The sequence below is a fragment of the Mycobacterium colombiense genome (assembly GCF_003284935.1).
GTDB classification, from domain to species: Bacteria; Actinomycetota; Actinomycetes; order Mycobacteriales; family Mycobacteriaceae; genus Mycobacterium; species Mycobacterium arosiense_A.
Genome location: NZ_QMEV01000005.1, coordinates 1 through 26,875, shown reverse-complemented (window position 1 = coordinate 26,875; position 26,875 = coordinate 1). Strand labels below are relative to the sequence as shown.

Sequence of the window (26,875 nt, the reverse complement as noted above, 5' to 3'; positions counted from 1 at the left end):
CGCGTAGGCGACAATAACAGGCGTCCCGCCGTCCCGTGAAATCCCGACCGCGTCCCAGAATAGCCGCTCGGCCGCCAGTGAACCCCTTGTGTCGGAGCACTCCAGCTCGGCGGGCGCACCAGCGGCGCGTGAGGGCGGGCCAGAGGTGCGGCGGAGCCGCCGCCACGGGTGATCCGCCCGCGCGAGACACGTCACCCGCAACGACTCCGAAACAGTCTGCGCCGCAACCTGATCGTGGCCCCACGGCTATCAGAAGAGCGTGCCGCAGTAAGGCACCCGGTCGGCGGCGAACATGGCGTCCAGCGTGCGCAGCGTGCCCGGCTTCAGCTCGGTGATGCGGTTCGCCCGGTGAAGTTCCGATGGGCGGTGCGCCCCCATGAAGATGGTCCCAAGATCACCGAGGCTGATCTGGACGTCCGCGGGCCCGTCGTGCGGGGTGCACTCGCCGACACCATCGCGTGTCTGCAGCCGGAAGTGTCCACCGGCGACCGTGAGCGGGTCCGTGATGTCCAGGACGACGTCGGCGTCGGCCGAATAGCCGCGGGCGCCGAGTGCGACGGGCACGTTCATGATTCGCAGCCACAGGAAATCGCTCATGCCTACCGTTTTCGCGGCGAGCTGGTCTTTGAGTTTGAGTGGGAGCGGGTCATCGACGGGGACCTCCATCACGATGTTGTCAAACGTTTTGGAGCCCACCAGAGTCGCCAGCAGTTCGTCGTGGGCTTCATTCGTGACCGCGCAGAAATCTTGGACGATCACGCTGCCGAATGGCCGCCGATAGGCGTGCGGCGACGCTCCCTCGACGCGGTAGGTCGCAAAACCGTCCGGATGAACGATGAAATTGAGCGTCGATCCGTTGTCCCGCTGGGTGATCCTGTCTTCCAGGATGTCGTCCCACCACGCATCATCTCGGCTCAGCGCACCCGGAGTGATGGCGCGCCACCGCTCGTAGAGCGGGGGCAGCAGGCGTGCCGCCTGGGATGCGTCGACCTCACGAGCCCGATTTCGGTCGGGTTTGGTGCGCAGCTGGGTGAAACGCGGCTCGATGTCGTAGGTCCTGGCATAGCTGGCCACTCCGGCTCCAAGGATTTCGTAAACCGTTGGCTGGGTGGGAACGCCGCAAAGAATGGGATAACCACGCTCCTGCAGTATTGCGAAGCCCTGGATGCTGAGCTGTTGCCAGATTCCTTGTCCCTGATGCGTCGCCGCGACTGCGATCATCGACAGCCAGGCGGCGTCGAGACTGGCGCCCCCTGGCACGGTGAGCCGCAGTGGGTAGTAAAGGGAAGTTCCGACCAGGTGCGGATTTTCCGGATCGGACATGTCTTCGGCGATCAGGATGTCTTGCAGGTTGACCCGCCGCGTCCAGGCTGCGACGTCATGCGGGTCCACGGCAATCCCATATGCGCGCGCCTGGTTCTCGTAGACGGCCTGCCAGTCCTTCTCGGTCGGATGCTTGACCCTGATGGCGTTCTTTGTTGTATTCATCGCTCATCCAATTCGTTACTGGCCCAGCTGAATTCGCGATTTGCACGCCGAATCCAACAAAGCTCGTTTACTGGAATGCCGCCCTTCTTCGGTACCCGAGTCTGGGGTGGTGAAACGTCGCAACGACGATGGTGACGCCGCCGACAAGCCGTCATAGTAGGGGCAGGGGTGTAAGGCAGATCACCGGTGTGACGGAATCATTTGCGCCAACGCGGCCGTCTTACTGTTGCATAAGGCACGCGTGCGTCTCCGACGCATCGGTGGAAATGACGGCCGGAAGGGCGTCAAACGGGCCCTGTATGGGTATAGAGCTAGGCCGGAGGCGCCGGAAAAGAAAGGACGCCAGTGCTGCGAGGAATTGCTCGAATTGCCATCGCGGCGCCCAGACGCATCATCGCGGCCGCCGTTTTCGTCCTGGTGCTCTGCGGGATCTTCGGGATTCCGGTGGTCAACAGGCTGTCGGCCGGCGGCTTCCAGGACCCGACCTCGGAATCGGCGCGGGCGACCGAACTGCTCAGGGACAAGTTCGGTCAAACCGACCAGAAGATGCTCATCGCGCTGACCGCGCCCGCGGGTGCCCGCAGCGACAAGGCGCGCCAGGTGGCCACCGACATCGTCGACCACCTGAAACGATCGCCGTGGGTCATCGACGTTTCTTCGGCGTGGACCTCGCCCCCCCAGACCGCGGCGCAGCTGGTCAGCAAGGACGACAAGTCCGGGATGATCGTGGCCGACCTGCGAGGCGGGGAGAACAAGGCCCAGGAGTACGCCAGCACGCTCATGCGTGAGGTGGTCCACGACCGGGATGGCGTCACCGTTCGCGCCGGTGGGATGGCTGTGGCGTACGCGCAGATCAATCAGCAGAACCAGCGCGACCTGATGCTGATGGAGTCGATCGCGATTCCGTTGAGCTTCGCGGTGCTGGCGTGGGTGCTTGGCGGTGTGGTGGCAGCGACGCTGCCAATCGTGTTGGGCGCGTTGGCCATCGTCGGCACCATGTCGGTGCTGCGGCTGATCACCTACGTCACCGACGTGTCGACGTATGCGCTGGACCTGAGCATCGCGATGGGCCTGGCCCTGGCGATCGACTACAACCTGCTGATCATCACCCGCTATCGCGAGGAGCTGGCCCGAACCGACGATCGGGACCAGGCGTTGTTTCGGACCATGGCCACCGCCGGCCGGACCGTGCTGTTCTCGGCCACAACCGTCGGGCTGTCGATGGCGGTGATGGCCCTGTTCCCGATGTATTTCCTCAAGTCGTCGGCCTACACGATCGTGGTCACCGCGATCATCGTGGCCCTCGCCGCCGTCGTGGTGACGCCGGCCGCGATCGTGCTGCTGGGGCCGCGGTTGGACTCATTGAACGCCCGTCGGGTGATGCATCGCGTGCTGCACGGGCAGCGGCCGTTCCGCGATCACGCGCACCAGCCCCTCGAGACACAGTTCTGGTACCGGTCGACGCGCTACGTGTTGCGCCACGCCATGTCGGTCGGTCTGAGTGTCGTGGTGTTGCTGCTGTTGCTCGGTGCGCCGTTCCTGGGGGTGAAATGGGGCTTCCCCGACGAGCGGGTGCTGCCCAGAGGGGCGTCGGCGCGTCAGGTGGCCGACATGTTGGACAACGATTTCGCTAACGGGCTGGGCACCGGGGTATCGGTCGTCGTCCCCGACGCCCGCGGCCTCAGCCCCGCCGACCTGCAGCATTACGCCGCCGAGCTGTCCCGGGTGGCCGATGTCTCCGCGGTGAGCGCGCCGACCGGCACGTTCGTGGGCGGAAAGCGGGTGGGCCCGCCCGCCGCGGCCACCGACATGGCCAACGGCGCCGCGTTTTTGACGGTGTCGAGCACTGCCCCGCTCTATTCGAGCGCCTCAAATACCCAGCTCGACCGATTGCATCAGGTCGCTGGACCCTCGGGGCGCTCGGTGCTGTTGACCGGTCTGGCGCAGATCAACCGCGACAGTGTCGACGCCATCACGAAGCGGCTGCCGATCGTATTCGGTCTGATCGCCGTCATCACGTTCGCGCTGCTCTTCTTGCTGACTGGCAGCGCGGTGCTGCCGCTGCAGGCGCTGGTGTGCAACGTGCTGTCGCTGACGGCGGCATTCGGCGCGATGGTGTGGATCTTTCAAGACGGCCATCTGGGCGCCCTGGGCACCACACCGAACGGCACGTTGAACGCCAACATCCCGGTGCTGTTGTTCTGCATCGCCTTTGGGCTGGCCATGGATTACGAGGTATTCCTGGTCTCGCGCATCCACGAGTATTGGCTGGCCTCGCAGGCCGACCGGGAGACGCCGCCGACCGCGCTCGAGGCGCGCGCCGCCACCGACGAGAGCACGGCGCTGGGCATCGCCGGCATTGGGCGGGTCGTCACGACCGCCGCAGTGGTGATGTCGATTTCGTTCGCCGCGTTGATTCCCGCGCACGTGTCGTTCATGCGAATGCTGGGCCTGGGCCTCACCCTCGGCGTCCTGGTCGACGCCACCCTGGTCCGAATGGTCTTGGTGCCGGCCTTCATTCATCTGTTGGGCCGTTGGACGTGGTGGGCCCCACGGCCGTTGGTGTGGCTGCGCGAGCGGTCCGCAACCGGTGAAGAGGGCGAAGTCGCGGTGGGGCGTGGCCGCTGGGCCCGCGACGCGCCGAACGGGGGCCGATCATTGACCAGAAGGTGGGCCGACAGGGCCACCGCCCATCGCAGCTGAACTTCCGATATGCGTCGTGGAGCAAGGGTTTTCCAACACTCCGGAGCTCGCACTACCGGATACCGACGGAGATTTTCATGTCGCACACACTGATCGCCGCTCTGCTCGCGCTGAGTTCCGCGCTGTGCATTGCCACGGGCGACGTGCTGCAGCAACGCGCGGCGCAGCGCATCACCGACCGGGTGGTGGGCTCCGTCGAATTGTTCGCCAATTTGCTTCGCAGCCAACGCTGGTGGTGGGGCACGCTGCTGTTGGCGGCGAGCATCGCGTTGCAGGTCGCGGCCCTGGGCGAAGGATCGGTGCTGCTCGTCCAGGCGTTGCTGATGTCGTCGGTGCTGTTCGCCCTGCCCCTCAACGCCAGGTTGTCGCGCCGCACCGTGACCGGTGGGGAATGGGTGTGGGCCGCGCTGTTGACGGCCGCGGTGGTCGTCGTCGTGGTCGTCGGCAATCCACAGGCCGGCCATAGTGGCGCATCGCTGAGAACCTGGGCCGTGGTGGCCGCCGTCTTGGGGCCGCTGCTCGTCGGCTGCGTGGTGGCCGGCCGCATCCGGGGTGGCGCGGTGGCCGCCGTGTTGTTCGCCTTCGTGTCGGGGGCGCTGTGGGGCGCCTTTGCGGCGCTCACCAAGGAGGTCGTCGCTCGGCTCGGCGACGGGCTAGGCGCCGTGACCCGCGCTCCAGAGCTCTACGCCTGCATCCTGGTCGCGCTGGGGGGCGTGGTGTGGAGCCAGGCCGCATTTCGGGCGGGGCCGCTGACCGCGTCCATGCCCACGCTGCAGGTGTCACAGCCCGTGGTGGCGGCGGTGCTGGGCGTCGTCGTCCTCGGCGAGACGCTGAACACGGGCCGCGCAGGGGCGATCGCCCTGGTGGCGGCGGCGCTGGTGATGACCGCGGCCATCGTCAAGCTCGCGCGGGTGGAGGCCGTCACTGCCCGCGGCGGGGGCCAGGGGGAGCTGCACGAAGAGTACGGATTGCCGGCGTAATCGGTCCCGCGGCGAGGCACGGACCTCGCGCGAATGACGAATACATTGCGGTGATGACACCGAACGGCCGCCCCGGCTCGTGTGGCATGGGAGTGTCGGCAGATGCCATTAGAATTCCTGCAGCTACCTCGCTGGTCAGCGGTGACCACCTAGAGAATTGACTGGAAGGTCACTGGATGGCGCATTTGCGGAGACGACGATCATGGCTGGTGGCTGCCATCGTTCCGATTGCTGTGTTCGCCGCCGCCTGCAATGGCAACCACGCTGCGGCACCGGCGAAGGTCATCTTCGACAAGGGCACCCCGATGGCCGATCTGCTGGTCCCCAAGCTGACCGCCTCGGTGACCGACGGCGCCGTCGGTGTGACCGTGGATGCGCCCGTCACGGTGAGCGTCGCCGACGGCGTGCTCGCCTCGGTCAGTATGGTCAACGAGAACGGCCGGTCGATCAGTGGGCAGCTCAGTCCCGACGGCCTGCGCTGGTCGACCACCGAGCAGCTCGGCTACAACCGGCGCTACACGCTGAACGTGAAGGCGACCGGCTTGGGCGGCGCGGCCAGCAAGCAGATGACGTTCGAGACCAGTTCACCCGCCCACCTGACCATGCCCTACGTCAGCCCGGCCGACGGCGAGGTGGTGGGCATCGGCGAGCCGGTGGCGATCCGCTTCGACGAGAACATCGCCAACCGGGCGGCGGCCCAGAAGGCCATCAACATCACCACCAACCCTCCGGTGGAGGGTGCGTTCTATTGGCTGAACAACCGCGAAGTGCGTTGGCGCCCAGAGCGTTTCTGGAAGTCGGGGACCACCATCGACGTGGCGGTCAACACCTACGGGGTGGATCTGGGCGACGGGATGTTCGGCGAGGACAACGTCAAGACGCACTTCACCATCGGTGACGAGGTGATCTCGACGGCCGACGACACCACCAAGACGGTGACCGTGCGGGTCAACGGCGATGTGGTCAAGACCATGCCGACGTCGATGGGCAAGGACAGCACCCCAACGGCCAACGGCGTCTACATCATTGGCGCCCGGTTCAAGCACATCATCATGGATTCCTCGACCTACGGGGTTCCGGTCAACTCGCCCAACGGATACCGCACCGAGGTCGACTGGGCCACCCAGATGTCCTACAGCGGCGTCTTCGTCCATTCCGCGCCGTGGTCGGTGGGCGCTCAGGGCCACACCAACACCAGCCACGGCTGCCTCAACGTGAGCCCCAGCAACGCCGAATGGTTCTACGACCACAGCAAGAGCGGTGACATCGTCGAGGTGGTGCACACCGTCGGGCCGACGCTGCCCGGAATCGAGGGGCTGGGCGACTGGAACATTCCGTGGCCGCAGTGGAAAGCGGGCAACGCCAACACCTGAGGCGCAGATCAGTCGATCTTGTGCCAGCTCCCGCAACTTCGGGTCATGAACGCGGTATCGGTCGGCAAGATCCGGACCACCTGAGGGCCGTCGCCGACGTTGTTGTCGATGATGTCGTTGGTGTCGAAGCTGCGCAGCCTCGCCCAATAGCATCCGGACTTGGCGCCATCGGTGCGATAGGTGCCCGCCGCGATGTCCTGGTTGACGATGTAGGTGCCGTTAGTCTCCATGGAGGTCTTGGGCCCCGGCGGGGGTGGCGGGGCGACGGTCTTGGTCACCGTCTTGGTTTCAGCGGGCAGCGTCGACATCACGGTCGTCGTGGTGTGGCTCGACCCGCCGCAACCCGCGAGAAACAGCGCGACCCCCGCGACGGCCGCTGGCCCCGGGCGCAAGCGCCGGGATCGGGGCGGGGCGGGACGTTGTCTGTTCACTGCTTTCCACTCACGGGTGCCTCGGCGTTCGCGGAGTCGCCAACACCATAAAAGGTCAGGGAGCGGTGAGGCTCCCTGACCTGTGGGGTGAGTGACGGGACTCGAACCCGCGACATTCAGGATCACAACCTGACGCTCTACCAACTGAACTACACCCACCACGGCCGCAGGCCGACCGGCGCACGATGTCGGTCAACGAGCGGCGACGTCGATACTAGCCGGTTGGCGGCGCGGAGGCCGAATCGCTTGGCCCCGGTGCGTCTTTTCCGCCGTCGAGGGCGGCGACGATCGCCTCGATTTCGCTGGTAGAGGGGCCCGGCGGCGAGACGAACGCGGCCTGCCGATAGAACTGCAGTTCGCGGATGGACTCGTGGATGTCGGCCAATGCGCGGTGGGCCAGGCCTTTTACGGGCTGACCGAAGTAAATCCGCGGGTACCAGCGGCGGCAGAGCTCTTTGATCGAACTCACATCGATCATGCGGTAGTGCAGGTAGGAGTCCAGTGCGGGCATGTCGCGCACGAGGAAGGCGCGATCGGTGGCGATGGAGTTTCCGGCCAGCGGCGCCGTTTTCGGTTGCTTGACGTGTTCGCCGATGTAGTCGAGCACCATCGCCTCGGCGGTCGCCAGGTCGACCGTCGAGGCCCGCACCTCGTCGGTGAGCCCCGAGCGCGAGTGCATTTCGGCGACCACGTCGCCCATCGCCGACAGCGCGGCGTCGTCGGCGTGGATCACCACGTCGACCCCGTCGCCGAGAACGTTCAAATTGGCGTCGGTCACCAGCGCCGCGATCTCAATCAGCTTGTCCGAACCCAGATCAAGGCCGGTCATCTCGCAGTCGATCCACACCAATTCGTCTCGCACAGCGCTCAGACTAGTGGCGACCGCAAGCGCGGCGGAGCCGGGCGCGGCGGGTCGCCACCATCGGGCCGGTGGCGACCGCAAGCGCGGCGGAGCCGGGCGCGGCGGGTCGCCTTGGCGCAGGTGATGCCCGTGCCGGCCCTCGCCCACGTATCCGCTGGAGACGTAGGGTGAGCGTGGTCGAACTGCATGCCGAATCACTGGGGAAGAGGGGCGCAGCACGATGAGCACCGATTCAGCGGCCACGGCCGCGGCGCGGATCGCGGAGGGCTACGCCTTCGGCGGCCAGGCACTGGAATTGGGCACGGTCGTCATCGATGGCGCCGCCGACCCGGCGGCGCAGATCCGTATCCCGCTGGCCACCATCAACAGGCACGGCCTGGTGGCCGGGGCCACCGGGACCGGCAAGACCAAGACGCTGCAACTGATCGCCGAGCAGCTCAGCGCCGCGGGTGTTCCCGTGCTGATGGCCGATGTGAAGGGTGACCTGTCCGGGCTGGCCCGGCCCGGCCTGGGCAACGACAAGACGGCCGCGCGGGCCCAAGACACCGGTGACAACTGGGAGCCGACGGGGTTTCCCGTGGAGTTCTTGTCGCTGGGCACCGATGGCGTCGGTGTGCCGATCCGGGCCACGGTGGCCAGCTTCGGGCCCGTCCTGCTGTCAAAGGTGTTGGGGCTCAATGCTACTCAGGAGTCGACGCTGGGCCTGATCTTCCACTGGGCCAAGGAGAACAACAGGGCGCTGGTAACCCTGGATCAGCTGCGTGATGTCATCACCCACCTGACCAGCGATGCGGGCAAGGAAGACCTGAAATCCCTTGGCGGAGTGTCGCCCACCACGGCCGGGGTCATCCTGCGGGCGCTGGTGAACCTCGAGGGCGAGGGCGGCGACACGTTCTTCGGCGAGCCGAAGCTCGACCCGCGGGATCTGCTGCGCGTCGAGCAGGGTCGCGGCATCATCTCGCTGCTGGAGTTCGGCGGTCAGTCGTTGCGCCCAGTCATCTTCTCGACCTTCCTGATGTGGCTGCTGGCCGACCTGTTCACGGTTTTAGACGAGGTCGGCGACGTGGACAAGCCGAAGCTGGTCTTCTTCTTCGACGAGGCGCACCTGTTGTTCGCCGACGCGTCCAAGGCCTTTCTCGAGCAGGTCGAGCAGACCGTGAAGCTGATCCGGTCCAAGGGCGTCGGGGTGTTTTTCTGCACCCAGCTGCCCACCGACATTCCCAACGACATCCTCTCCCAGCTGGGCGCCCGCATTCAGCACGCGTTGCGGGCTTTCACGCCCGACGACCAGAAGGCGCTGAGCAAGACCGTCCGCACGTACCCGAAAACCGATGTCTACGACCTGGAATCGGCGTTGACGTCGCTGGGGATCGGCGAGGCCGTGGTCACCGTCCTGTCCGAGAAGGGCGCGCCGACGCCCGTCGCGTGGACCCGCATGCGGGTGCCCCGCTCACTGATGGCCTCGATCGGCGACGAGGACATCGTGGCGGCCGCGAAAAACAGTGCGCTGCAGTCGAAGTACGGTGAGACCACTCCCCAGCCGGCGCGGCCGCAGGCCGACCCTTCGGCACCGGAGCCCCAGGCCGCGCCGCGCTCGCCGCAAGCCCAGTCGGACTATCCGCCGGTCCCGTCGAATGAGCCGGTCCCGCCGATGCCCGAGCCCGCGGAGCCGAAGGGGCCCAGTTTGTTGGAGAGGCTGTGGCACGATCGGGAAGTGCAGCGCGCCGTAGACATGGGGATCCGCGAGGTCATTAAGGCGAAGTTCGGCAGCACGGGCCGCCGCCGCCGAAAGTAGCGTCTACCCGCCGCCGAGCTTCTTGTAGAACGCGCCCACGATGGGCGCCACGATGGCTCGCGGGCCGTACCCGCTGGCCACCGACATGGCCTTCGACGTCAGGCCCGGCACGACGCGCATCTTGTTGCGCGCCAACGCATCCAGCGACACGCGGGCGGTGTGCTCGGTGGAGATCCACAGAAAGTCCGGCACCAGCCGTTCGACGATCGAGGCCTCGGTGTCGTCGGGCAGGTCCGTCCGCACCGGGCCCGGCGCCAGCAGGGTCACGTTGACGCCGGACCCGCGCAGCTCGCCGCGCAGCGATTCGCTGAAGGTGTTGGCGAACGCCTTGGTGGCCGCATAGGTGGCGTTGTAGGGGATCGGCGAATTACCCGCCGCCGAACCGGAAATCAGGATGCCGCCGGACTTGCGCTCGACCATTCCCGGCAGCACGGCCAATGTAAGGTCATGAACCCCAAGGACATTCAGCTGCAGTTGCGCCTTCTCGCCGGCCGGATCGAGCGTGGCGACCGGACCGAAGGTCGCGGTGCCCGCATTGGCGCACAGGATCGAGATGGGGCGGGCGGCCAGCTCGTCGCACAGTTTCGCCCGTTCGCCCGGGTCGGCCAAGTCGGCGGGGCGCACGTCGACGGTGACGCCGTACTTGCCGGTCAGGCGGGCGGCCAGGTCGTTGAGCAGGTCCTCGCGCCGTGCGGTGACGATCAGGTTGTGTCCGCGCGCGGCGAGTTCGGTGGCAAGCGCCTCACCGATGTTCTGCGAAGCTCCGGTGACGACGGCGCGCGCCTCGGCGCTTGGGGCGGGTAACGGCATGCGCCAATCGTAGACAGCGCGCACAACGCGGCCCGCGGGCGATCGCGGGCGCCTATAGAGTGCCGGGCATGACCCAGCCGGACTCGCGTGCCGCCACGCCCGTGCGATCGCGCGTGGTGGCCTGGGCGCTCTGGGACTGCGGCTCGACGGGCCTGAACGCGATCGTGGCGACCTTCGTCTTCTCCGTCTATCTGACCAGCAGCGTTGGGGTGGGCATATCCGGTGCCACCACGCCGGCGAGCTGGTTGGGCCGCGCGGCGGCCATCGCCGGGCTGACCGTCGCCGTGCTCGCACCGGCCGTCGGCGTGTGGGTGGAGTCGCCGCATCGCAGGCGGGTGGCGCTGAGTGTGTTGACCGCCACAGCGGTGACGCTGACCTGTGCCATGTTCTTCATCCGCGACCGCCCCGGCTACCTGTGGGCGGGCCTGGTGCTGCTGGGGGCGACGGCGGCGTGCGGCGATTTGGCCAGCGTCCCGTACAACGCCATGCTGCGTCAGCTCTCGACGCCGCAGACGGCCGGGCGGATATCCGGATTCGGCTGGGCGTCGGGCTATGTCGGAAGTGTGCTGCTGCTGCTGGTGATCTACACGGGATTCATCTCCGGATCCGGCGGCGGCCCCGATGCGACGCGCGGTCTGCTGCGAGTTCCCTTGCGCGACGGGCTTTATGTCCGCGAGGCGATGGTGATCGCCGCGATCTGGTTCGCGGTGCTGGCGCTGCCCCTGCTGTTCGTCGCCCACCGGCTGACGCCGTCGTCGGAGGTCTACCAGCCGACCAGCATGCTGGGGGGCTACCGCAAGTTGTGGACCGAGGTCAGCGCGGAATGGAAGCGCGACCGCAACCTGGTGTACTTCCTGTTCGCCAGCGCGCTCTTCCGGGACGGGCTGGCGGCGATCTTCGCGTTCGGCGCGGTGCTCGGCGTCAACGTGTACGGCATCTCCCAGGCCAACGTGCTGATCTTCGGGGTGGCGGCCAGCGTGGTCGCCGCGGTGGGCGCGGTGCTGGGCGGGTTCGTCGACCACCGAGTCGGATCGAAGCCCGTCATCGTGGCGTCGCTGCTCGCGATCATCGTCCTGGGGCTGACCCTGATGGTGCTGTCCGGCCCGGTGGCCTTCTGGGTGTGCGGGCTGCTGTTGTGCATGTTCATCGGCCCGTCGCAGTCGTCGTCGCGGGCCTTGCTGCTGCACATGGCCAAGCACGGCAGGGAAGGCGTCGCGTTCGGCCTCTACACCATGACCGGGCGGGCGGTGGCGTTCGTCGCGCCCTGGCTGTTCTCGGTGTTCGTCGACGTCTTCGGTGCCGTGCGGGCCGGCCTGGGCGGGATCTCGCTGGTGCTGGTCGCCGGGCTGGCGGCGATGCTGGCGGTCCGGGTCCCGCTGCGCGGCGGCCCGGTGGCCGAACCCGCGGTCGAGCCGTCCTAGCTGGGATAGCGCCTAGCCGCGGGCGTCGCAGATTGTCAGGCCGCCGCCGACGCGCTTACTGATCTGCACCCCGTCGACGGTCAGCGTGCAGGTGACGCTGTGCCCGATGTTGACGATCGTGACGTTGGCCGGGTGGTTGGCCGACTTCGACAGGCTGACCTCCTTGCTCCAGGGCAGCGCGACGTTGAACTCGGTCTGGATGAGGCCGCCGGTATCGATGTACATGATGCTGATCGCGCGGCCCTCACCCGAGACGGTGTAGACGACGTCTTGCATCGCGGCCGGCCCGGTCGTCTCGGGGGGCTGCGCGGGAACGCTGGTCGGCGGTATCGGCGCTGGAATGAGCGACGGCGTCCGGTGCGGCGACGTCGTCGGGGTCTGCGTGCTCGGCTCCGGCATCGCCGGCAACGGCGGGACGGCGGTCTGGGTCTTGATCGCGTCGTTCGCGAGCACCAACGCGATCACCAAGGCGACGACCAGCAGTACCGCCGCGCCGGCGCCGATCCACAGCCATCGCGACGATTTCGGGCCGCCGGGTGGCGGGGCAGCCATGCCGGTCGGCAGCTCGCCCGACGGGGGCAGGTCTTGCTGCCAGTACGCGGGCAGCCGCTTGGTGGTATTCGTTTCGTTCGGGGTGGGCGCCCACGGTGACGTCGTCCCGCCGTAGCTCTGCGCGTACGGCGTCTGATCGGCGTACGCGGGATCGGCGGAGGGCGAATACCTCGGCTGCTGCGGCCCCGGCTGCGATGTACTAAACCGCTCGGTGGGACGTGAATCGTTCATGTCCACCTCATGGCTTGCAGGGTACCTGGACTGAAGTGTTAAAGCCCTGAGTCACCTTACGACGCCGAGCTCAGGGGCACCGATTTCCGGCCGCGAGCGCGGCCACCGTCATCGCCCGCATGACGGCGCGCGACCGCGCCGCGCCGACGTTCTTGCCCCGCGAGGCATCCGAGGACTTCATGCTGTGCGGGGTCGAATTCAGCAGTCCGAACACGGCGTGCGCGGCCAGCCGGGCGTCGGCCTCGGCCAGCTCGGGATTGAGCTCCCGCAGCACACCCACCCAGACCTCGACGTATTGGCGCTGGGATCTACGCACCTGCTTTTCGGCCGCCTCGGGCAGATGGGCGAGGTCGCGATCCTGGATGCGAATCAGGTCGGGTTCGTCGAACACGAAGTCCAGATGAAAGTCGATCAGCCCGTCCAGCACGGCGGCGGCGTCACGGTTGTCGGCCCGCACCCGCCGCGCGCCGGCGAGCAGCCGGGTGCTGATGCCCACCAGCAACTCGACGAGCAGCGACTCCTTGTTCGGGAAATGCCGGTAGATCGCCGGCCCGCTGACACCGGCGGCGGCGCCGATGTCTTCCAGCCGCACCGCCAGGAACCCGCGCTCGGCGAACAACCGCTCGGCGGCGGACAGAAGTTGTAGGCGGCGGTCAGACTTCAACTGGCTCCGGCGATTTGGAGCGTCGGAGCCACCGGCCTGACCGTCGGAGGCGGACGTTGTCATGACGGACCTCCGTTGATTAACTGGCCCTAACGTAGCACGAGTTATTCGCGATTAACTCGGGCTTGTCGACACGGGTGGTCCTGCCTGGACCGGCAACGGCGACGATGGTATTCTCAGCCCTTGAGTTAATGAGCATTAACTCAAGATTGCACGATCGCACGACGGCAAGGAGGCTGCTGCGGCGATGGACAACGTGGTGACCTCGCCCGCGAAGACGGAGGCGTCGTTCTCCGATGAGCACCGCCGGCTGGTCGGCGAGCTCAACGCCAAGCTGGCTGCGGCGGCACTGGGCGGTAACGAGCGCGCGCGGGAACGCCACGTCAGCCGGGGCAAGCTGTTGCCCCGCGAACGGGTGGATCGCCTACTCGACCCGGGCAGCCCGTTCTTGGAGCTCTCACCCCTGGCCGCAAACGGCATGTACGGCGACGAATCTCCCGGGGCCGGGATCATCACCGGCATCGGCCGCGTGTCGGAGCGCGAGTGCGTGATCGTCGCCAACGACGCGACGGTCAAGGGCGGGACCTACTACCCGATGACGGTCAAGAAGCATCTGCGCGCCCAAGAGGTGGCGCTGCAGAATCGGCTCCCGTGCATCTACCTGGTGGACTCCGGGGGCGCGTTCTTGCCGCGCCAGGACGAGGTCTTCCCCGACCGCGAGCATTTCGGACGCATCTTCTACAACCAGGCGACCATGAGCGCCAAGGAGATTCCGCAGGTGGCCGCGGTGCTCGGATCGTGCACGGCCGGCGGCGCCTACGTGCCCGCGATGAGCGACGAAGCCGTCATCGTCCGTGAGCAGGGCACGATCTTCTTGGGGGGCCCGCCCCTGGTCAAGGCGGCGACCGGCGAGATCGTGTCGGCCGAAGACCTCGGCGGCGGCGACCTGCATTCCCGGGTTTCCGGCGTCACCGATCACCTCGCCGACGACGACGAACACGCCCTGCGGATCGTCCGTGCGATCGCCGCCACGTTCGGCCCCCGCGAGCCCAGCCCATGGGAGGTGCGGTCCCCGGTCGCACCCAGGTGCGCGCAGACGGAGCTTTACGACGTGGTGCCGCCCGACCCTCGCGTGCCCTACGACGTGCACGAGGTCATCGTGCGGCTGGTCGACGGCGGCGAATTCAGCGAATTCAAGGCCAACTACGGCAAGACGCTGGTGACCGCGTTCGCCCACATCCATGGCCACCCGGTGGGGATCGTGGCCAACAACGGCGTGCTTTTCAGCGAATCCGCTTTGAAGGGAGCGCATTTCATCGAGCTGTGCGACAAGCGCAAGATCCCGCTGCTGTTCTTGCAGAACATCGCCGGGTTCATGGTCGGCCGCGACTACGAGGCCGGCGGCATCGCCAAGCACGGCGCCAAGATGGTCACCGCCGTCGCCTGCGCGCGGGTGCCCAAGCTGACCGTCGTGATCGGTGGATCCTATGGGGCGGGCAACTATTCGATGTGCGGCCGGGCGTATTCGCCGCGCTTCCTGTGGATGTGGCCCAACGCCCGCATCTCGGTGATGGGCGGCGAACAGGCCGCGTCGGTGCTGGCCACCGTCCGCGGCGAGCAGCTTGCCGGCGCGGGCAAGCCGTGGTCGGCCGACGACGAAGAGGCGTTCAAGGCGCCCATTCGTGAACAGTACGAGAGTCAGGGCAACCCCTACTACTCCACGGCCCGGCTGTGGGACGACGGGATCATCGACCCAGCCGACACCAGAACCTTTGTTGGGCTTGCCCTTTCGGTGTGCGCCCAAGCGCCGCTGGAACCGGTCTCCTACGGCGTCTTCCGGATGTGAGTGCAGTGTTCGAAACCGTCTTGGTGGCCAACCGCGGCGAGATCGCGGTCCGGGTCATCCGCACCCTGCGCCGACTGGGCATCCGCTCGGTCGCCGTCTACAGCGATCCCGACGACGGCGCGCGCCATGTGCTCGAGGCCGACGAAGCGGTGCGACTGGGTCCTGCCGCGGCCCGCGAGAGCTATCTGAACATCGACAAGGTCGTCGCGGCGGCCGTGCGTACCGGATCTCAAGCGATCCATCCGGGATACGGATTCCTCTCCGAGAACGCCGATTTCGCCGCAGCGTGCGAGCGAGCCGGGGTGGTATTCCTGGGGCCCCCTTCACGGGCGATCCAGGTGATGGGCGACAAGATCACCGCCAAGAACGCGGTAGCCGCCTTCGACGTCCCGGTGGTGCCCGGGGTCGCCAAAGCCGGGCTGAGCGACGACGAACTGGTCGCCGCGGCCGACGAGGTCGGATACCCGGTGCTGATCAAACCTTCGGCGGGTGGTGGCGGCAAGGGCATGCGCCTGGTGGAAGAGCCCGGCAGGTTGCGCGAGGCCCTGGTGGGGGCGCGGCGCGAGGCCGCCTCGTCTTTCGGCGACGACACCTTGTTTCTGGAGCGATTCGTGTTGCGCCCCAGGCACATCGAGGTGCAGGTGCTCGCCGACACGCACGGCAACATCGTGCACCTCGGCGAGCGCGAGTGCAGCCTGCAGCGCCGCCACCAGAAGGTCATCGAGGAGGCGCCGTCGCCGCTGCTCGACGAGCCGACACGGGCGCGCATCGGGGAGGCGGCCTGCAACACCGCACGCAGCGTCGACTACGTCGGTGCGGGCACCGTCGAATTCATCGTCTCCGCGGCCCGGCCCGACGAGTTCTTCTTCATGGAGATGAACACGCGCCTGCAGGTTGAGCACCCGGTCACCGAAGCGGTCACCGGGCTGGACCTGGTCGAGTGGCAGCTACGGGTGGCCGCCGGCGAGAAGCTGGCGTTCGCCCAGGACGACGTCGACATGCGCGGGCACGCCATCGAGGCCCGGGTGTACGCCGAAGATCCGGCGCGCGGGTTCTTGCCGACGGGCGGACGGGTGCTGGGTGTTTCCGAGCCGTCCGGTGACGGTGTGCGAGTGGACTCCTCGCTGTTGCCGGGCACGCTGGTCGGCAGTGACTACGACCCGATGCTGAGCAAGGTGATCGCCCACGGGGACGACCGCGACGAGGCGCTGGCGAAACTCGACCGGGCATTGAGCCGCACCGCAATCCTGGGCGTGCAGACCAACATCGAGTTCCTCCGGTTCCTGCTCGCCGACGCACGCGTGCGTGCCGGTGATCTGGACACCGCGCTGCTCGATGAGCGGCTGGCGGACTTCGCTCCGCTGCCGGCTCCCGACGACGTCCTGGCGGCGGCCGGTCTGTACCGGCAATCGGCGTTGGCCTTCCGGGCCCGCCGCTTCGCGGGCGATCCGTGGGCGGCGCCGACGGGATGGCGGGTCGGCGGTAGCCCGGCGCCGGTGCGCACCGACATGCGGACCCCGCTGCGCAGTGAGACGGTGTCGGTGTGGGGGCCGCCCGAGGCCGCCAGCGTGCGGGTGGGCGACGGCGAAACGCTGTCCGCAACAGCGCAAGTCGAGCCGTCGCGGATGAACGTGACGCTGGACGGGGTGCGCCGGGAATACCGCTGGGCCGAAGACGACCGGCACTTGTGGATCGCCGACGAGCGTGGAACCTGGCACCTGCGTGAGGCCGAGGAGAACAAGATCCACCGCGCCGCGGGCGCACAGCGTGCCGAGATCGTCAGCCCGATGCCCGGCAGCGTGATCGCGGTGCAGGCATCCTCGGGCACCGAGGTTTCCGAAGGCGACGTGGTGGTCGTCGTCGAGGCGATGAAAATGGAACATTCGCTTGCCGCACCGGTTTCCGGACAGGTGGAGGTACTGGTCTCCGTCGGCGATCAGGTGACGGTGGATCAGGTGCTGGCCCGGCTGGTGCCCGATGAATCCAGCGCGGCAAGCGATTCGAGTGAGGACGCGTCATGACCACATCCATTACCGCGGGGACCCTACCCAAGGAATATCAGGACCTGCGCGACACGGTGGCCGAGTTCGCGCGCACCGTCGTCGCTCCGGTGTCGGCGAAACACGATGAGGAACACAGCTTCCCGTACGAGGTCGTCGCCAAGATGGGGGAGATGGGCCTGTTCGGGTTGCCGTTCCCCGAGGAGTACGGCGGCATGGGCGGCGACTACTTCGCGCTGTCGCTGGCGCTCGAGGAACTCGGCAAGGTCGATCAGTCGGTGGCCATCACCCTGGAGGCCGGCGCCAGCCTCGGCGCGATGCCCATCTACCGGTTCGGCACCGAAGAGCAGAAGCAGAAGTGGCTGCCGGACCTGACCGCCGGGCGGGCGCTGGCCGGTTTCGGGCTGACCGAACCCGGGGCGGGGTCGGACGCGGGAGGCACCCGCACCACCGCCCGGCTCGACGACGGCGAGTGGGTGATCAACGGCAGTAAGCAGTTCATCACCAACTCCGGCACCGACATCACCTCACTGGTCACCGTCACCGCCGTCACCGGAACCAACGCGAACGGCAAAAAAGAGATCTCATCGATCATCGTGCCCAGCGGCACACCCGGATTCACCGTCGAGCCGGTGTACAGCAAGGTCGGTTGGAACGCGTCGGACACCCACCCGTTGAGCTTCGACGACGTACGCGTCCCGCAGGAGAACCTGTTGGGTGCGCGCGGCACCGGCTACTCGGGCTTCCTGTCGATCCTGGACGAGGGCCGCATCGCGATCGCCGCGCTGGCGACCGGCGCGGCGCAGGGCTGCGTCGACGAAAGCGTCAAGTACGCCAAGGAACGACAGGCGTTCGGCCAACCGATCGGCGCCTACCAGGCGATCAGTTTCAAGATTGCGCGGATGGAGGCGCGTGCCCATGTGGCCCGCACGGCCTACTACGATGCGGCTGCAAAGATGTTGGCGGGCAAGCCCTTCAAGAAGGAGGCGGCAATCGCGAAAATGATCGCCTCGGAAGCCGCGATGGACAACGCCCGCGACGCTACGCAGATTCACGGCGGCTACGGCTTCATGAACGAATATCCGGTCGCCCGGCACTACCGCGACAGCAAGATCCTCGAAATCGGCGAAGGGACCACCGAAGTGCAGCTGATGCTCATCGCGCGATCGCTGGGGCTCTCGTGACCGACCAAGGCGGCAAGTCGGTTGTCCAGCGGGGCTTGTGGTTTGACGAGTTCGAGATCGGCACCACCTACTTGCACCGCCCCGGCCGCACGATCACCGAGGCCGACAACGTCTTGTTCACCACGCTCACCATGAACACCCAGTCGCTGCACCTCGACGCGGCGTGGGCGGCCGAGCAGCCGGGCTTTCGCGGCGAGCGGCTGGTCAACTCCATGTTCACCCTCTCCACGCTGGTGGGGCTGTCGGTGTCGCAGCTGACGCTCGGCACCATCGTGGCCAACCTGGGCTTCTCCGAGGTGTCCTTCCCCAAGCCGGTGTTCCACGGGGACACCCTGTACGCCGAGACCGTCTGCACGGCCAAGCGCGAATCGAAGAGCCGCCCCGGCGAGGGCATCGTCACCCTCGAGCACACGGGACGCAATCAGCACGGCGACGTCGTCGCGCGCGCGGTGCGCACCACGCTGGTGCAAAAACGCCCGGCCGACCAGGAGGCCAAGTGAACCTGCATGCCGCCGGCCCTGGATGGTTGTTCTGCCCGGCCGACCGGCCCGAGCGTTTCGCCAAGGCCGCCGCTGCCGCCGACGTGGTGATCCTCGACCTCGAGGACGGTGTGGCGGAGGCGGATAAGCCCGCGGCGCGCAAGGCCTTGCAGGAGACGCCGCTGGACCCCGAGCGCACGGTGGTGCGGGTCAACGCCGCAGACACCGCGGAATATCCGCTGGACATCGAGGCCCTGGCCGGCACCGCCTACACCACCGTGATGCTGTCCAAGACGGAATCGGCAGCGCAGGTGACGGCGCTCGCGCCCCGCGATGTGATCGCGCTACTGGAGACGCCGCGTGGCGCGGTGTTCGCCACCGAAATCGCGGCGGCGCCGGGCACCGTCGCGCTGATGTGGGGCGCCGAGGATCTGGTCGCCACGCTCGGCGGCAGCTCCAGCCGTAAGGCCGACGGCACCTATCGCGACGTCGCGCATCACGTGCGGTCGACGGCACTGCTCACGGCGTCCACCTTCGGCCGGGTCGCGCTCGACGCCGTGCACCTGGACATCCGGGACCTCGATGGCCTGCGGGCCGAGGCCGAGGACGCCGTCGCGCTGGGTTTCGGCGGAACGGTGTGCATCCACCCGAGCCAGATTCCGGTGGTGCGCGAGGCGTACCGCCCCAGCGAGGAGCGACTGGACTGGGCGCGACGGGTGCTGACGGCGGCGCGGTCCGAACGCGGCGTCTTCGCGTTCGAGGGCCAGATGGTCGACTCTCCGGTGCTCAAGCACGCGCAGATGACGTTGCGCAGGGCGGGCGAGACCGTCCCCGACTGACGACGCCGCGAACCGCCCGGGCGAGGGGACGCGCGCCGAAGCGCGACACGTTGCGCCGTCTTCGCAATCAACGCGGTCTCTTCCCGTTTGAGCGCATAATGGTGGGTACGTCAGTGTCGCGGCGAGCGAAGCCTTTCGTGTAACTGGCGATCGACTCCCGCTCGCGGTGGACCCCGGCTGATCGTTTGCCGGGACCCGCTGTGGCTCATCGGGCCACGCGGCACCCGGCGAGGAAGGCGGTGTGGCGCAGATGTCTTCGGTGCCGATGGCTGTCGACCTGGAACCGGTGCAACTCGTCGCGCCCGATGGCACACCGACGCCCGAACATCGCTACAGCCGTGAGCTTCCCGCAGAAACGCTGAGCTGGCTCTACGAGATGATGGTGGTCACCCGGGAGCTGGACGGCGAATTCGTCAACCTCAAGCGGCAAGGGGAACTGGGGCTGTTCGCGTCGTGCCGCGGTCAGGAGGCCGCCCAGGTCGGCGCCGCGGCGTGCCTGCGCAAGACGGATTGGTTGTTCCCCCAATATCGGGAACTGGGCGCGTTTTTGGTGCGCGGCATCCCGCCCGGGCATGTGGGGGCGGCGTGGCGCGGAACGTGGCATGGCGGCCTTGATTTCACCAAGAAATGCTGTGCGCCGCTGTCGATCCCGATCGGCACCCAGACCCTGCACGCCGTGGGCGCGGCGATGGCTGCCCAACGCCTCGGCGAGGATTCGGTGACGGTGGCCTTCCTCGGCGACGGCGCCACCAGTGTGGGAGACGTGCACGAGGCGCTGAACTTCGCGGCCGTGTTCGCCACGCCCTGCCTGTTCTTCGTGCAGAACAACCAGTGGGCGATCTCGATGCCGATATCCAGGCAGACCGCCGCACCGTCGCTGGCGCACAAGGCGATTGGCTACGGAATGCCCGGAATCCGGGTGGACGGCAATGACGTTCTCGCCTGCTATGCGGTGACGGCCGAGGCGGCCGCCCGCGCCCGGGCCGGCGGCGGGCCGACGTTGATCGAGGCGGTCACCTACCGCCTGGCCCCGCACACCACATCCGACGACCCGAGCCGATACCGGACGCAAGAGGAAGTCGACCGCTGGGCAGCGCTGGAACCGATCGGGCGCTACCGCAGCTACTTGCAGGGCCAGGGCCTGTGGACGGACCGGTTGGAGGAACGCGTTGCGGCCCGGGCGAAGAGGATGCGGGCCGAATTGCGCGACGCGGTGTTCGACGCGCCGGACTTCGACATCGACGAGGTGTTCACCTCGGTGTACGCCGAAATCACGCCGGGACTACAGGCGCAGCGGCAACAGCTGCGGGCCGAACTCGACCGAAGCGATTGAGAGGCGTCCATGACCCAGCTCGCTGATCGCCCGGCCGGCCACGACGAGACACTCACCGCGGCACTGGAGAACGTCGCGCTGGGCGCGCAGTCGTTGACCATGGTGCAGGCGCTCAACCGCGCCCTGCACGACGCGATGGCCGCCGACGACCGGGTGCTGGTGTTCGGCGAGGACGTCTCCGTTGAGGGCGGCGTGTTTCGGGTCACCGAGGGGCTGGCCGCGGCGTTCGGCGAAGCCCGCTGCTTCGACACGCCGCTGGCGGAGTCCGCCATCATCGGGATCGCGGTGGGGCTGGCGTTGCGCGGCTTCGTGCCTGTTCCCGAGATCCAGTTCGACGGGTTTTCCTACCCGGCCTTCGATCAGGTGGTCAGCCACCTGGCGAAGTACCGCACCCGCACCCGCGGCGAAATCAACATGCCCGTGACGGTGCGCATCCCCTCGTTCGGAGGAATCGGTGCGGCAGAGCATCATTCGGATTCCACCGAGTCGTACTGGGCGCACACCGCCGGCCTGAAGGTGGTGGTGCCGTCCAGCCCCGCCGACGCGTATTGGCTGCTGCGGCACGCGATCAGTTGCCCGGACCCGGTCATGTACTTGGAGCCGAAGCGCCGCTACCAGGGTCGCGGCCTGGTTGATGTCACCCGGCCGGAACCACCGATCGGGCGGGCGATGGTGCGCCGCCCGGGCACCGACGTCACCGTCGTGACGTACGGCAGCCTGGTCGGCACGGCCGTCGGTGCCGCCGAAGAGGCTCAGCGGCAACGCGGTTGGAGCCTGGACGTCATCGACCTGCGCTCGCTGGTGCCGCTGGACTTCGATACCGTCGCGGCGTCGATCCACCGGACCGGACGCTGCGTGGTGATGCACGAGGGCCCGCGGAGCCTGGGATACGGCGCGGGGTTGGCCGCCCGAATTCAGGAGGAGTTGTTCTACGAGCTGGAGGCGCCGGTGTTGCGCGCGTGCGGCTTCGATACCCCATACCCGCCGGCGCGGCTGGAGAAGTGGTGGTTGCCGGGCCCCGACCGGCTACTGGATTGCGTCGAGCGCGTGCTGGAGCAGCCGTGAGCGAGGATCCGATCAAGTCGTTTCGGGTTCCCGACCTCGGGGAGGGCCTGGAAGAAGTCACGGTGACGCAGTGGCACGTGGCGGTGGGAGAGGACGTCGAGCTCAACCAGGTGCTGTGCACGGTGGAGACGGCCAAGGCCGAAGTGGAGATCCCCAGCCCCTACGCGGGTCGGATCGTCGAAAGGAACGGCGCCGAGGGCGATGTGCTCGACGTGGGGGCGGTGCTGCTGCGGATCGACACCGCGCCGCTCGGCGGTGATGCACCGGCCGCCGAGACGGCGGCACCCACGCTGGTCGGTTACGGCGCTGACTCCGGCATCGACGTCAGCCGGCGCACCACCCGTCCGCTGGCCGCGCCTCCGGTGCGCAAGCTGGCCAAAGAGCTGATGGTGGATCTCAACTCGGTGCAGCATCGCGCGGGCGCGATCATCACCCGGGAGGACGTGCTGTCGGCCGCCGGTGGCAATGGGAACGGCGCCGACGCGCGGCCGGTCCGGGGTGTGCAGGCCCGGATGGCGGAGAAGATGACGCTGTCGCACAGGGAGATTCCGCCGGCGAAGGTCGGTGTCGAGGTCGACTGCGCGGAGTTGCTGCGGTTGTCTGACGCGTTCCGTGCGGATCAGGAGACCATGACGCCGTTCGTCCTCACGTTGCGATTGTTGGTCATCGCGTTGCGGCACAACGAGCTGTTGAATGCGACGTGGGTCGACTCGCCGCAGGGACCGCAGGTGCGCGTCGAGCATCGGGTGCATCTGGGCATCGCGGCGGCCACCTCACGTGGCTTGCTCGTGCCCGTAATCGCCGATGCCCACACCATGACGACCCGCGAACTGGCAACCAAGGCGGCCGAATTGATCGCCGGCGCGCGTGCGGGCGGCCTCGGGCCGGGGGAGTTGCGGGGCTCGACCTTCACCGTGACGAACTTCGGGGCGCTGGGCGTGGACGACGGTGTGCCGGTGATCAACCATCCCGAGGCCGCCATCCTCGGCATGGGAGCGATCAAGCCCCGGCCCGTCGTCCGGGGCGGCGAAATCGTGGTGCGTCCGACCATGTCGTTGACATGTGTGTTCGACCATCGCATCGCCGACGGTGCGCAAGCCGCCCAATTCGTCTGCGAGCTAAGGGATCTCATCGAGGCACCGGAAACGGCTTTGCTCGATTTGTGAGTTCGGGTTCAGGAGTGCGGCGGTACGGGGCACCAGAACAGGCCGCAATTGAAGTTGGGCTGATGAAACGGCGGCGGGGGCGGGTACGGGGGTGGATTGTCGGTGTCCCAGCACTGGTTCCAGTACTTGTTCTCACCCCACGCAGGGTTCCACGGCTGATTCGGGCACCAATGCGCTCGTGGGGCTGGCCCCGGTTGGGCGTTCGCGGTACCCGCGGTCAGCGCGAGTCCCGCGGTGGCGAGTCCACTGGCCAGCAGGGCTCCGGCGACAAGCCGGGCGACGGTGTGGTGAAGCTGCACGCTGCGTTCCTTTGCTCGGGCGCCACGTCGGTTGGCGTCGTCGCTGCCCAGTGCATCTGGCCCACCGCGCTACCGATCCCAACCTGCGCGCGTGCGGGGGAAGGCCTACCGGCGTTGCGCGGCGGCCAATCGCTGTGCGAATTCCGGTGATTGGATGGAATACGACTGCGGACCGAGCTCGGCGCGCATGGCGAGCTCGTGTTGCTCGTTGTCCAGCGACCCAGGACTGACGGTGGCGCGCATGGTGGCCTTGGTGGACAGCACCACGTCCCGCGGAGCCGCCGCCGGGCCGGCGGCGAGCTCCAGCGCCGCGGCGACCGGATCGTCGGCGACGCTCAGCGCCACGCCGTGCCGCACGGCGGCGTCGGCGTCGAAGCGCATGCCGAACAGCAGCGCCGCCCGCGCCACCTGCGGGCCGACCGCCCGCTGGAACATCCATGTGGCGCCCCCGCCCGGGTGCAGCCCGAGCTTCTGGAATCGCGCATCGAACACGGCGGCGGGTCCGGCGATGCGCACGTCGGCGGCCAGGGCCAGATTCAGACCGGCCCCGACCGCGGCGCCGTTGACGGCGGCAATGGTGGGCAGCCGGCAACCGCCGACGGCCATGAAGCCGTCGTAGAGCTGCTGCAAGCCGGTCTCGGCGGCCCCGCCGCCCGCGGCCCCGAGGGCACTGAGGTCTGCGCCCGCGCAGAACGCCCTGCCGGCCCCGGTGACCACCACGGCATGCACGCCGGGATCGCTTTCGGCCCGCTCGACGGCCTCGCGCAGCAGGCCCGACGACTCGGCGGTGATCGCGTTGCGCCGATCGGGATCGTTGACGGTGATGAGCGCGACGCGGTCGGTGACGGTGTACAGGATCGGTTCGGACTGGGCCATCGGGCACCTCCGGCTTCGGGTCTTGGCGGCGGAGCCGCCTGGGCGCACCGGGTTATCGGCGGCGGCGTCACGGGCGAGGTAAGACTACTTCGCGCCTCGCACATGAAGTCGGCCGGTGTGAGCGGCGATGAGCGGGAACCGGTAGGAAAAGGCCCGGCATTCGATACTGGCGGTCCGCCGTATGGGTCCAGTCCGACGGCGCACGCCATTCGCGCCGGGCGCGCATCCCTTCGGCCGCCGCCGTGCAAAGGCGCAGTCTTTGCGGGGCGTGAAGCGGACATCGGAATCTACAAGCAATGCTGTATTTATCAAAACGTTATCTGACGGTTTACGCCTCGCCGGTCGGACCGCCGAATCGACCTGTCGAAACCACGCGTGGCGCGCCGACTCACGGGGCGGGGCCCGGTGCTGGGGGCCGGCCCCGCTACGCCGCGAACGTGTCGCGGTCCGCTATAGCTCGGGTTTCGCTAACTTTCTCGCCAGCTGATCGAGTTCGGCCTGGCGCTCCCGCACCGCACAGCCTCCCCGCTCCACTCGCGCTCCCCGCATGACGGTCACCGGCAGCGCATCGCTGCGCAGCCTAGTGTTCGCGTAATGTATTGCGGCATCGATCATTTCGATGTAACGCTCGGCATCGTCCTCGGCGCACGACCCCTCGATGCGCTGGACTTCGTCCCAACACGGATAGGAAGCGTAGCGGGCATCAAGTTGTTGCTGCGAGACCTGCGTTCCGAAGTAACAGCGCCAGTCGCGGCTCAACCAACCCCTTGTTTTGACTTCCACTTTGATTCGATTGCCAACGCCGGCTATGAACCTCGGCTCCCCGACGCGCACCACCGGCTGCCAGTCATTCGACGCCATTCGCCAACCCCTCGAAGAGAAGACGCTCTAAGTAATGATCTCCCCGTAAGCGCCATCTGCTCGTTTTGACACGCTGTTCCCAGAACGATTAAACCGCAAACTTTTGACGGCGACTTCGAATTTTGCGGGTTCGTCAAAAAGTATGGAAACGGCCCTTCGGTGTTACTGATGGTCCGTTCGGGCGGCTTTGCGGCCGTGCCCGAAACCCTCCGAATATCGCCATGACCTGCAGCACTGCCCCGGATGCCGCAGGTCGGGCTCAAGGATCCATAAAGGATCCGCCAAGGCGCGCGCCGCAATCTGATGTCAGCTCGAAAGAGCGTCTGAGAAGTAGGCATCTCCTTAGGAGCGAAGCTCATGCGGAACACGGGGTACAGGACAACGCGGTCCGGAACAATGGCGCACCGGGCGTACGCAAGACCGCGCGATCAACGAATCGGATACACCCGGCTGATGCTGGTCTCCGTTGCGACGGCCGGACTCGTCGGCCTCGGCGTCGGTGTCGCGTGCGTAGATCGACCGCTGGCCGGCCGGCATTGTTCGGTTCCGAACGTGACCACGCAGGACACCGCCGGGCTCACACTGTCGTGCAGCCCGGCATCGACTCGAATCGGTGAGGCGGTGTGGCAGTATGTGCCGTCGTAGCCTCGATACGTCCAGTGGCGCAGCGGATTTCGATCCCATTGACCGCCGCTCGGACATGCGCTGCGGCGCGAACGAACGAGCGCCACCACGATGGTCGGGTAGGCGGCCTCAGAGATGGCCGGCCACGAAAGTGGCGGCCTGACTTGGCATTCCGGATCCCTGATACGACAGATCCGCCGCCGAGAACAACTCGTCGTGCGACGGCAGCGCCAACGGACCGCCCGGTGTGCACACCGGGTCACCGGGCGCACACAGATCGATGGCCTTCGCCCCGTACCACGGGCTGACCACGCTCACCGGCGCCCCCAGATACCTGGCCGACGGATTTCCGAACAGCGCCAGGGCGGCGACATGGTCGGCCTCGTCGGCCGTCAATATCTGCGGGATCAAGCCCGCGATCGGCGCCTGGGCGATGGTGATCAGGTCGATCACCATCGCGCCCTGCGAATAGCCGCCGAGCACGAGTTTGGTGTTGGGGCAGTTGGCCACCATGGACTGAACGTGCGCGTGCGCGTCGCCGGCGCCCGCGGACGCTGACGGCGCGAAATCCTCGTCCGCGGGGTAGTTGACGGGATACACCCCGAGGGATCGACCGCCGACTTGGGTGCGTAACGAGTCGATGAACGCCTGTCCGACCCCGCCGACACCGGGCGGCTCGGCGGTGCCTCGGGCGAAGGTCACCTCGACGTCGGGGCAGGGCGCGGCGGACGCGGAGATCGCTGGGCACAGCGGCGGCGTGCAGGCCGTCACCGCCGCGACAGCCAGTACACGCGCTAATCGGCGTGCGTTCACGCTCCCATGCTGACACATCGGCATCGCCGCGCAAGGCCCAATCCGCGCGGTTCGCCGGCACCCGAGACGCATCCGTCAAGCATCACCCGAGGTCACACACAAAAAGAGTGCCCCTGTTCAGAGTCGGTTGATGGTTGACGGAGTGGTTCCGGTTGATCCTTGACACTCTTGTTGTGGTTT

Annotated in this window: 23 protein-coding genes and 1 tRNA gene; 13 read left to right on the top strand and 11 right to left on the bottom strand. The window is 67.5% G+C overall.

Going from position 1 to position 26,875, the window contains the following annotated elements:
- Positions 1-249 precede the first annotated feature (249 nt).
- On the bottom strand, positions 250-1,488 hold the full coding sequence (locus tag DQP57_RS03990) for a GNAT family N-acetyltransferase (RefSeq protein WP_112631758.1): 1,239 nt from the start codon (positions 1,486-1,488) through the stop codon (positions 250-252).
- 345 nt (positions 1,489-1,833) lie between these two features.
- Between DQP57_RS03990 and DQP57_RS03985 the strand changes: the two genes are divergently transcribed.
- The 3 genes from DQP57_RS03985 (at position 1,834) to DQP57_RS03975 (ending at position 6,544) form a co-directional block, all read left to right on the top strand.
- Positions 1,834-4,191 (top strand): MMPL family transporter, encoded by a 2,358-nt coding sequence (locus DQP57_RS03985; RefSeq protein ID WP_112631757.1) that lies wholly within the window; start codon positions 1,834-1,836, stop codon positions 4,189-4,191.
- Positions 4,192-4,268: 77 nt separating this feature from the next.
- Positions 4,269-5,171 carry a DMT family transporter gene (locus DQP57_RS03980; protein WP_112631867.1) on the top strand — a complete coding sequence of 301 codons (903 nt, stop codon included), beginning with the start codon at positions 4,269-4,271 and terminating at the stop codon, positions 5,169-5,171.
- Positions 5,172-5,347: 176 nt separating this feature from the next.
- A complete protein-coding gene (locus DQP57_RS03975) occupies positions 5,348-6,544 on the top strand; it encodes a L,D-transpeptidase (protein WP_112631756.1) in 1,197 nt (398 codons plus the stop codon).
- Between the two features lie 8 nt (positions 6,545-6,552).
- Here the strand turns inward: DQP57_RS03975 and DQP57_RS03970 are convergent, their stop codons facing one another.
- From DQP57_RS03970 to orn, 3 genes are all read right to left on the bottom strand, one after another.
- Positions 6,553-6,975 carry a hypothetical protein gene (locus tag DQP57_RS03970; RefSeq protein WP_205869028.1) on the bottom strand — a complete coding sequence of 141 codons (423 nt, stop codon included), beginning with the start codon at positions 6,973-6,975 and terminating at the stop codon, positions 6,553-6,555.
- 83 nt (positions 6,976-7,058) lie between these two features.
- Positions 7,059-7,134, bottom strand: a tRNA-His gene (locus tag DQP57_RS03965).
- Between the two features lie 55 nt (positions 7,135-7,189).
- Complete coding sequence (gene orn, locus DQP57_RS03960) at positions 7,190-7,837, bottom strand: oligoribonuclease (protein WP_112631754.1); 648 nt, start codon at positions 7,835-7,837, stop codon at positions 7,190-7,192.
- A 220-nt stretch (positions 7,838-8,057) separates the two neighbouring features.
- Here orn and DQP57_RS03955 point away from each other — a divergent pair, with 220 nt between their 5' ends.
- Positions 8,058-9,632, top strand: coding sequence for a helicase HerA-like domain-containing protein (locus DQP57_RS03955; protein ID WP_112631753.1), 1,575 nt, complete (start codon positions 8,058-8,060; stop codon positions 9,630-9,632).
- Between the two features lie 3 nt (positions 9,633-9,635).
- On the opposite strand, the gene cmrA is transcribed toward DQP57_RS03955, so the two are convergent.
- Positions 9,636-10,442, bottom strand: coding sequence for a mycolate reductase (gene cmrA / locus DQP57_RS03950; protein ID WP_112631752.1), 807 nt, complete (start codon positions 10,440-10,442; stop codon positions 9,636-9,638).
- Between the two features lie 68 nt (positions 10,443-10,510).
- On the opposite strand from cmrA, the gene DQP57_RS03945 reads away from it, so the two are divergent.
- A complete protein-coding gene (locus DQP57_RS03945) occupies positions 10,511-11,863 on the top strand; it encodes an MFS transporter (RefSeq protein WP_112631751.1) in 1,353 nt (450 codons plus the stop codon).
- 12 nt (positions 11,864-11,875) lie between these two features.
- Here DQP57_RS03945 and DQP57_RS03940 read toward each other — a convergent pair whose 3' ends face one another.
- Positions 11,876-12,652 carry an MmpS family transport accessory protein gene (locus DQP57_RS03940; protein ID WP_112631750.1) on the bottom strand — a complete coding sequence of 259 codons (777 nt, stop codon included), beginning with the start codon at positions 12,650-12,652 and terminating at the stop codon, positions 11,876-11,878.
- Between the two features lie 64 nt (positions 12,653-12,716).
- Positions 12,717-13,373, bottom strand: coding sequence for an SACE_7040 family transcriptional regulator (locus tag DQP57_RS03935; protein WP_112631749.1), 657 nt, complete (start codon positions 13,371-13,373; stop codon positions 12,717-12,719).
- A 184-nt stretch (positions 13,374-13,557) separates the two neighbouring features.
- On the opposite strand from DQP57_RS03935, the gene DQP57_RS03930 reads away from it, so the two are divergent.
- From DQP57_RS03930 to DQP57_RS03895, 8 genes are all read left to right on the top strand, one after another.
- Positions 13,558-15,156: a carboxyl transferase domain-containing protein gene (locus tag DQP57_RS03930; protein WP_430917883.1), complete on the top strand. Its 1,599-nt coding sequence runs from the start codon at positions 13,558-13,560 to the stop codon at positions 15,154-15,156.
- A gap of 5 nt (positions 15,157-15,161) precedes the next feature.
- A complete protein-coding gene (locus DQP57_RS03925) occupies positions 15,162-17,177 on the top strand; it encodes an acetyl/propionyl/methylcrotonyl-CoA carboxylase subunit alpha (protein ID WP_112631748.1) in 2,016 nt (671 codons plus the stop codon).
- Positions 17,174-18,340 (top strand): acyl-CoA dehydrogenase family protein, encoded by a 1,167-nt coding sequence (locus DQP57_RS03920; protein ID WP_112631747.1) that lies wholly within the window; start codon positions 17,174-17,176, stop codon positions 18,338-18,340. The genes DQP57_RS03925 and DQP57_RS03920 overlap by 4 nt, the downstream gene beginning before the upstream one ends.
- Positions 18,322-18,840 (top strand): MaoC family dehydratase, encoded by a 519-nt coding sequence (locus DQP57_RS03915; RefSeq protein WP_112631865.1) that lies wholly within the window; start codon positions 18,322-18,324, stop codon positions 18,838-18,840. The genes DQP57_RS03920 and DQP57_RS03915 overlap by 19 nt, the downstream gene beginning before the upstream one ends.
- Complete coding sequence (locus DQP57_RS03910) at positions 18,837-19,658, top strand: HpcH/HpaI aldolase/citrate lyase family protein (protein ID WP_112631746.1); 822 nt, start codon at positions 18,837-18,839, stop codon at positions 19,656-19,658. Before DQP57_RS03915 ends, DQP57_RS03910 begins: the two co-directional genes overlap by 4 nt.
- A gap of 250 nt (positions 19,659-19,908) precedes the next feature.
- The gene (gene pdhA, locus DQP57_RS03905; protein ID WP_240631676.1) at positions 19,909-20,991 is read left to right on the top strand and encodes a pyruvate dehydrogenase (acetyl-transferring) E1 component subunit alpha; all 1,083 of its coding nucleotides are present in this window, start codon (positions 19,909-19,911) and stop codon (positions 20,989-20,991) included.
- Between the two features lie 9 nt (positions 20,992-21,000).
- Positions 21,001-22,056, top strand: a complete 1,056-nt coding sequence (gene bkdB, locus DQP57_RS03900) for a 3-methyl-2-oxobutanoate dehydrogenase subunit beta (RefSeq protein WP_112631744.1) — start codon at positions 21,001-21,003, stop codon at positions 22,054-22,056.
- Entirely contained in the window at positions 22,053-23,222 is a 1,170-nt protein-coding gene (locus DQP57_RS03895; protein ID WP_112631743.1) for a dihydrolipoamide acetyltransferase family protein, read from the top strand. Before bkdB ends, DQP57_RS03895 begins: the two co-directional genes overlap by 4 nt.
- Positions 23,223-23,230: 8 nt before the next feature.
- Here DQP57_RS03895 and DQP57_RS26560 read toward each other — a convergent pair whose 3' ends face one another.
- The 4 genes from DQP57_RS26560 to DQP57_RS03875 all read right to left on the bottom strand — a co-directional run bounded on the left by DQP57_RS26560 (position 23,231) and on the right by DQP57_RS03875 (position 26,695).
- A complete protein-coding gene (locus DQP57_RS26560) occupies positions 23,231-23,521 on the bottom strand; it encodes a hypothetical protein (protein ID WP_133259220.1) in 291 nt (96 codons plus the stop codon).
- A 105-nt stretch (positions 23,522-23,626) separates the two neighbouring features.
- Positions 23,627-24,397, bottom strand: a complete 771-nt coding sequence (locus tag DQP57_RS03890) for an enoyl-CoA hydratase (protein ID WP_112631742.1) — start codon at positions 24,395-24,397, stop codon at positions 23,627-23,629.
- 450 nt (positions 24,398-24,847) lie between these two features.
- On the bottom strand, positions 24,848-25,258 hold the full coding sequence (locus DQP57_RS03885; protein ID WP_112631741.1) for a hypothetical protein: 411 nt from the start codon (positions 25,256-25,258) through the stop codon (positions 24,848-24,850).
- Positions 25,259-26,011: 753 nt separating this feature from the next.
- Complete coding sequence (locus DQP57_RS03875) at positions 26,012-26,695, bottom strand: cutinase family protein (protein ID WP_205869027.1); 684 nt, start codon at positions 26,693-26,695, stop codon at positions 26,012-26,014.
- Positions 26,696-26,875: the final 180 nt, after the last annotated feature.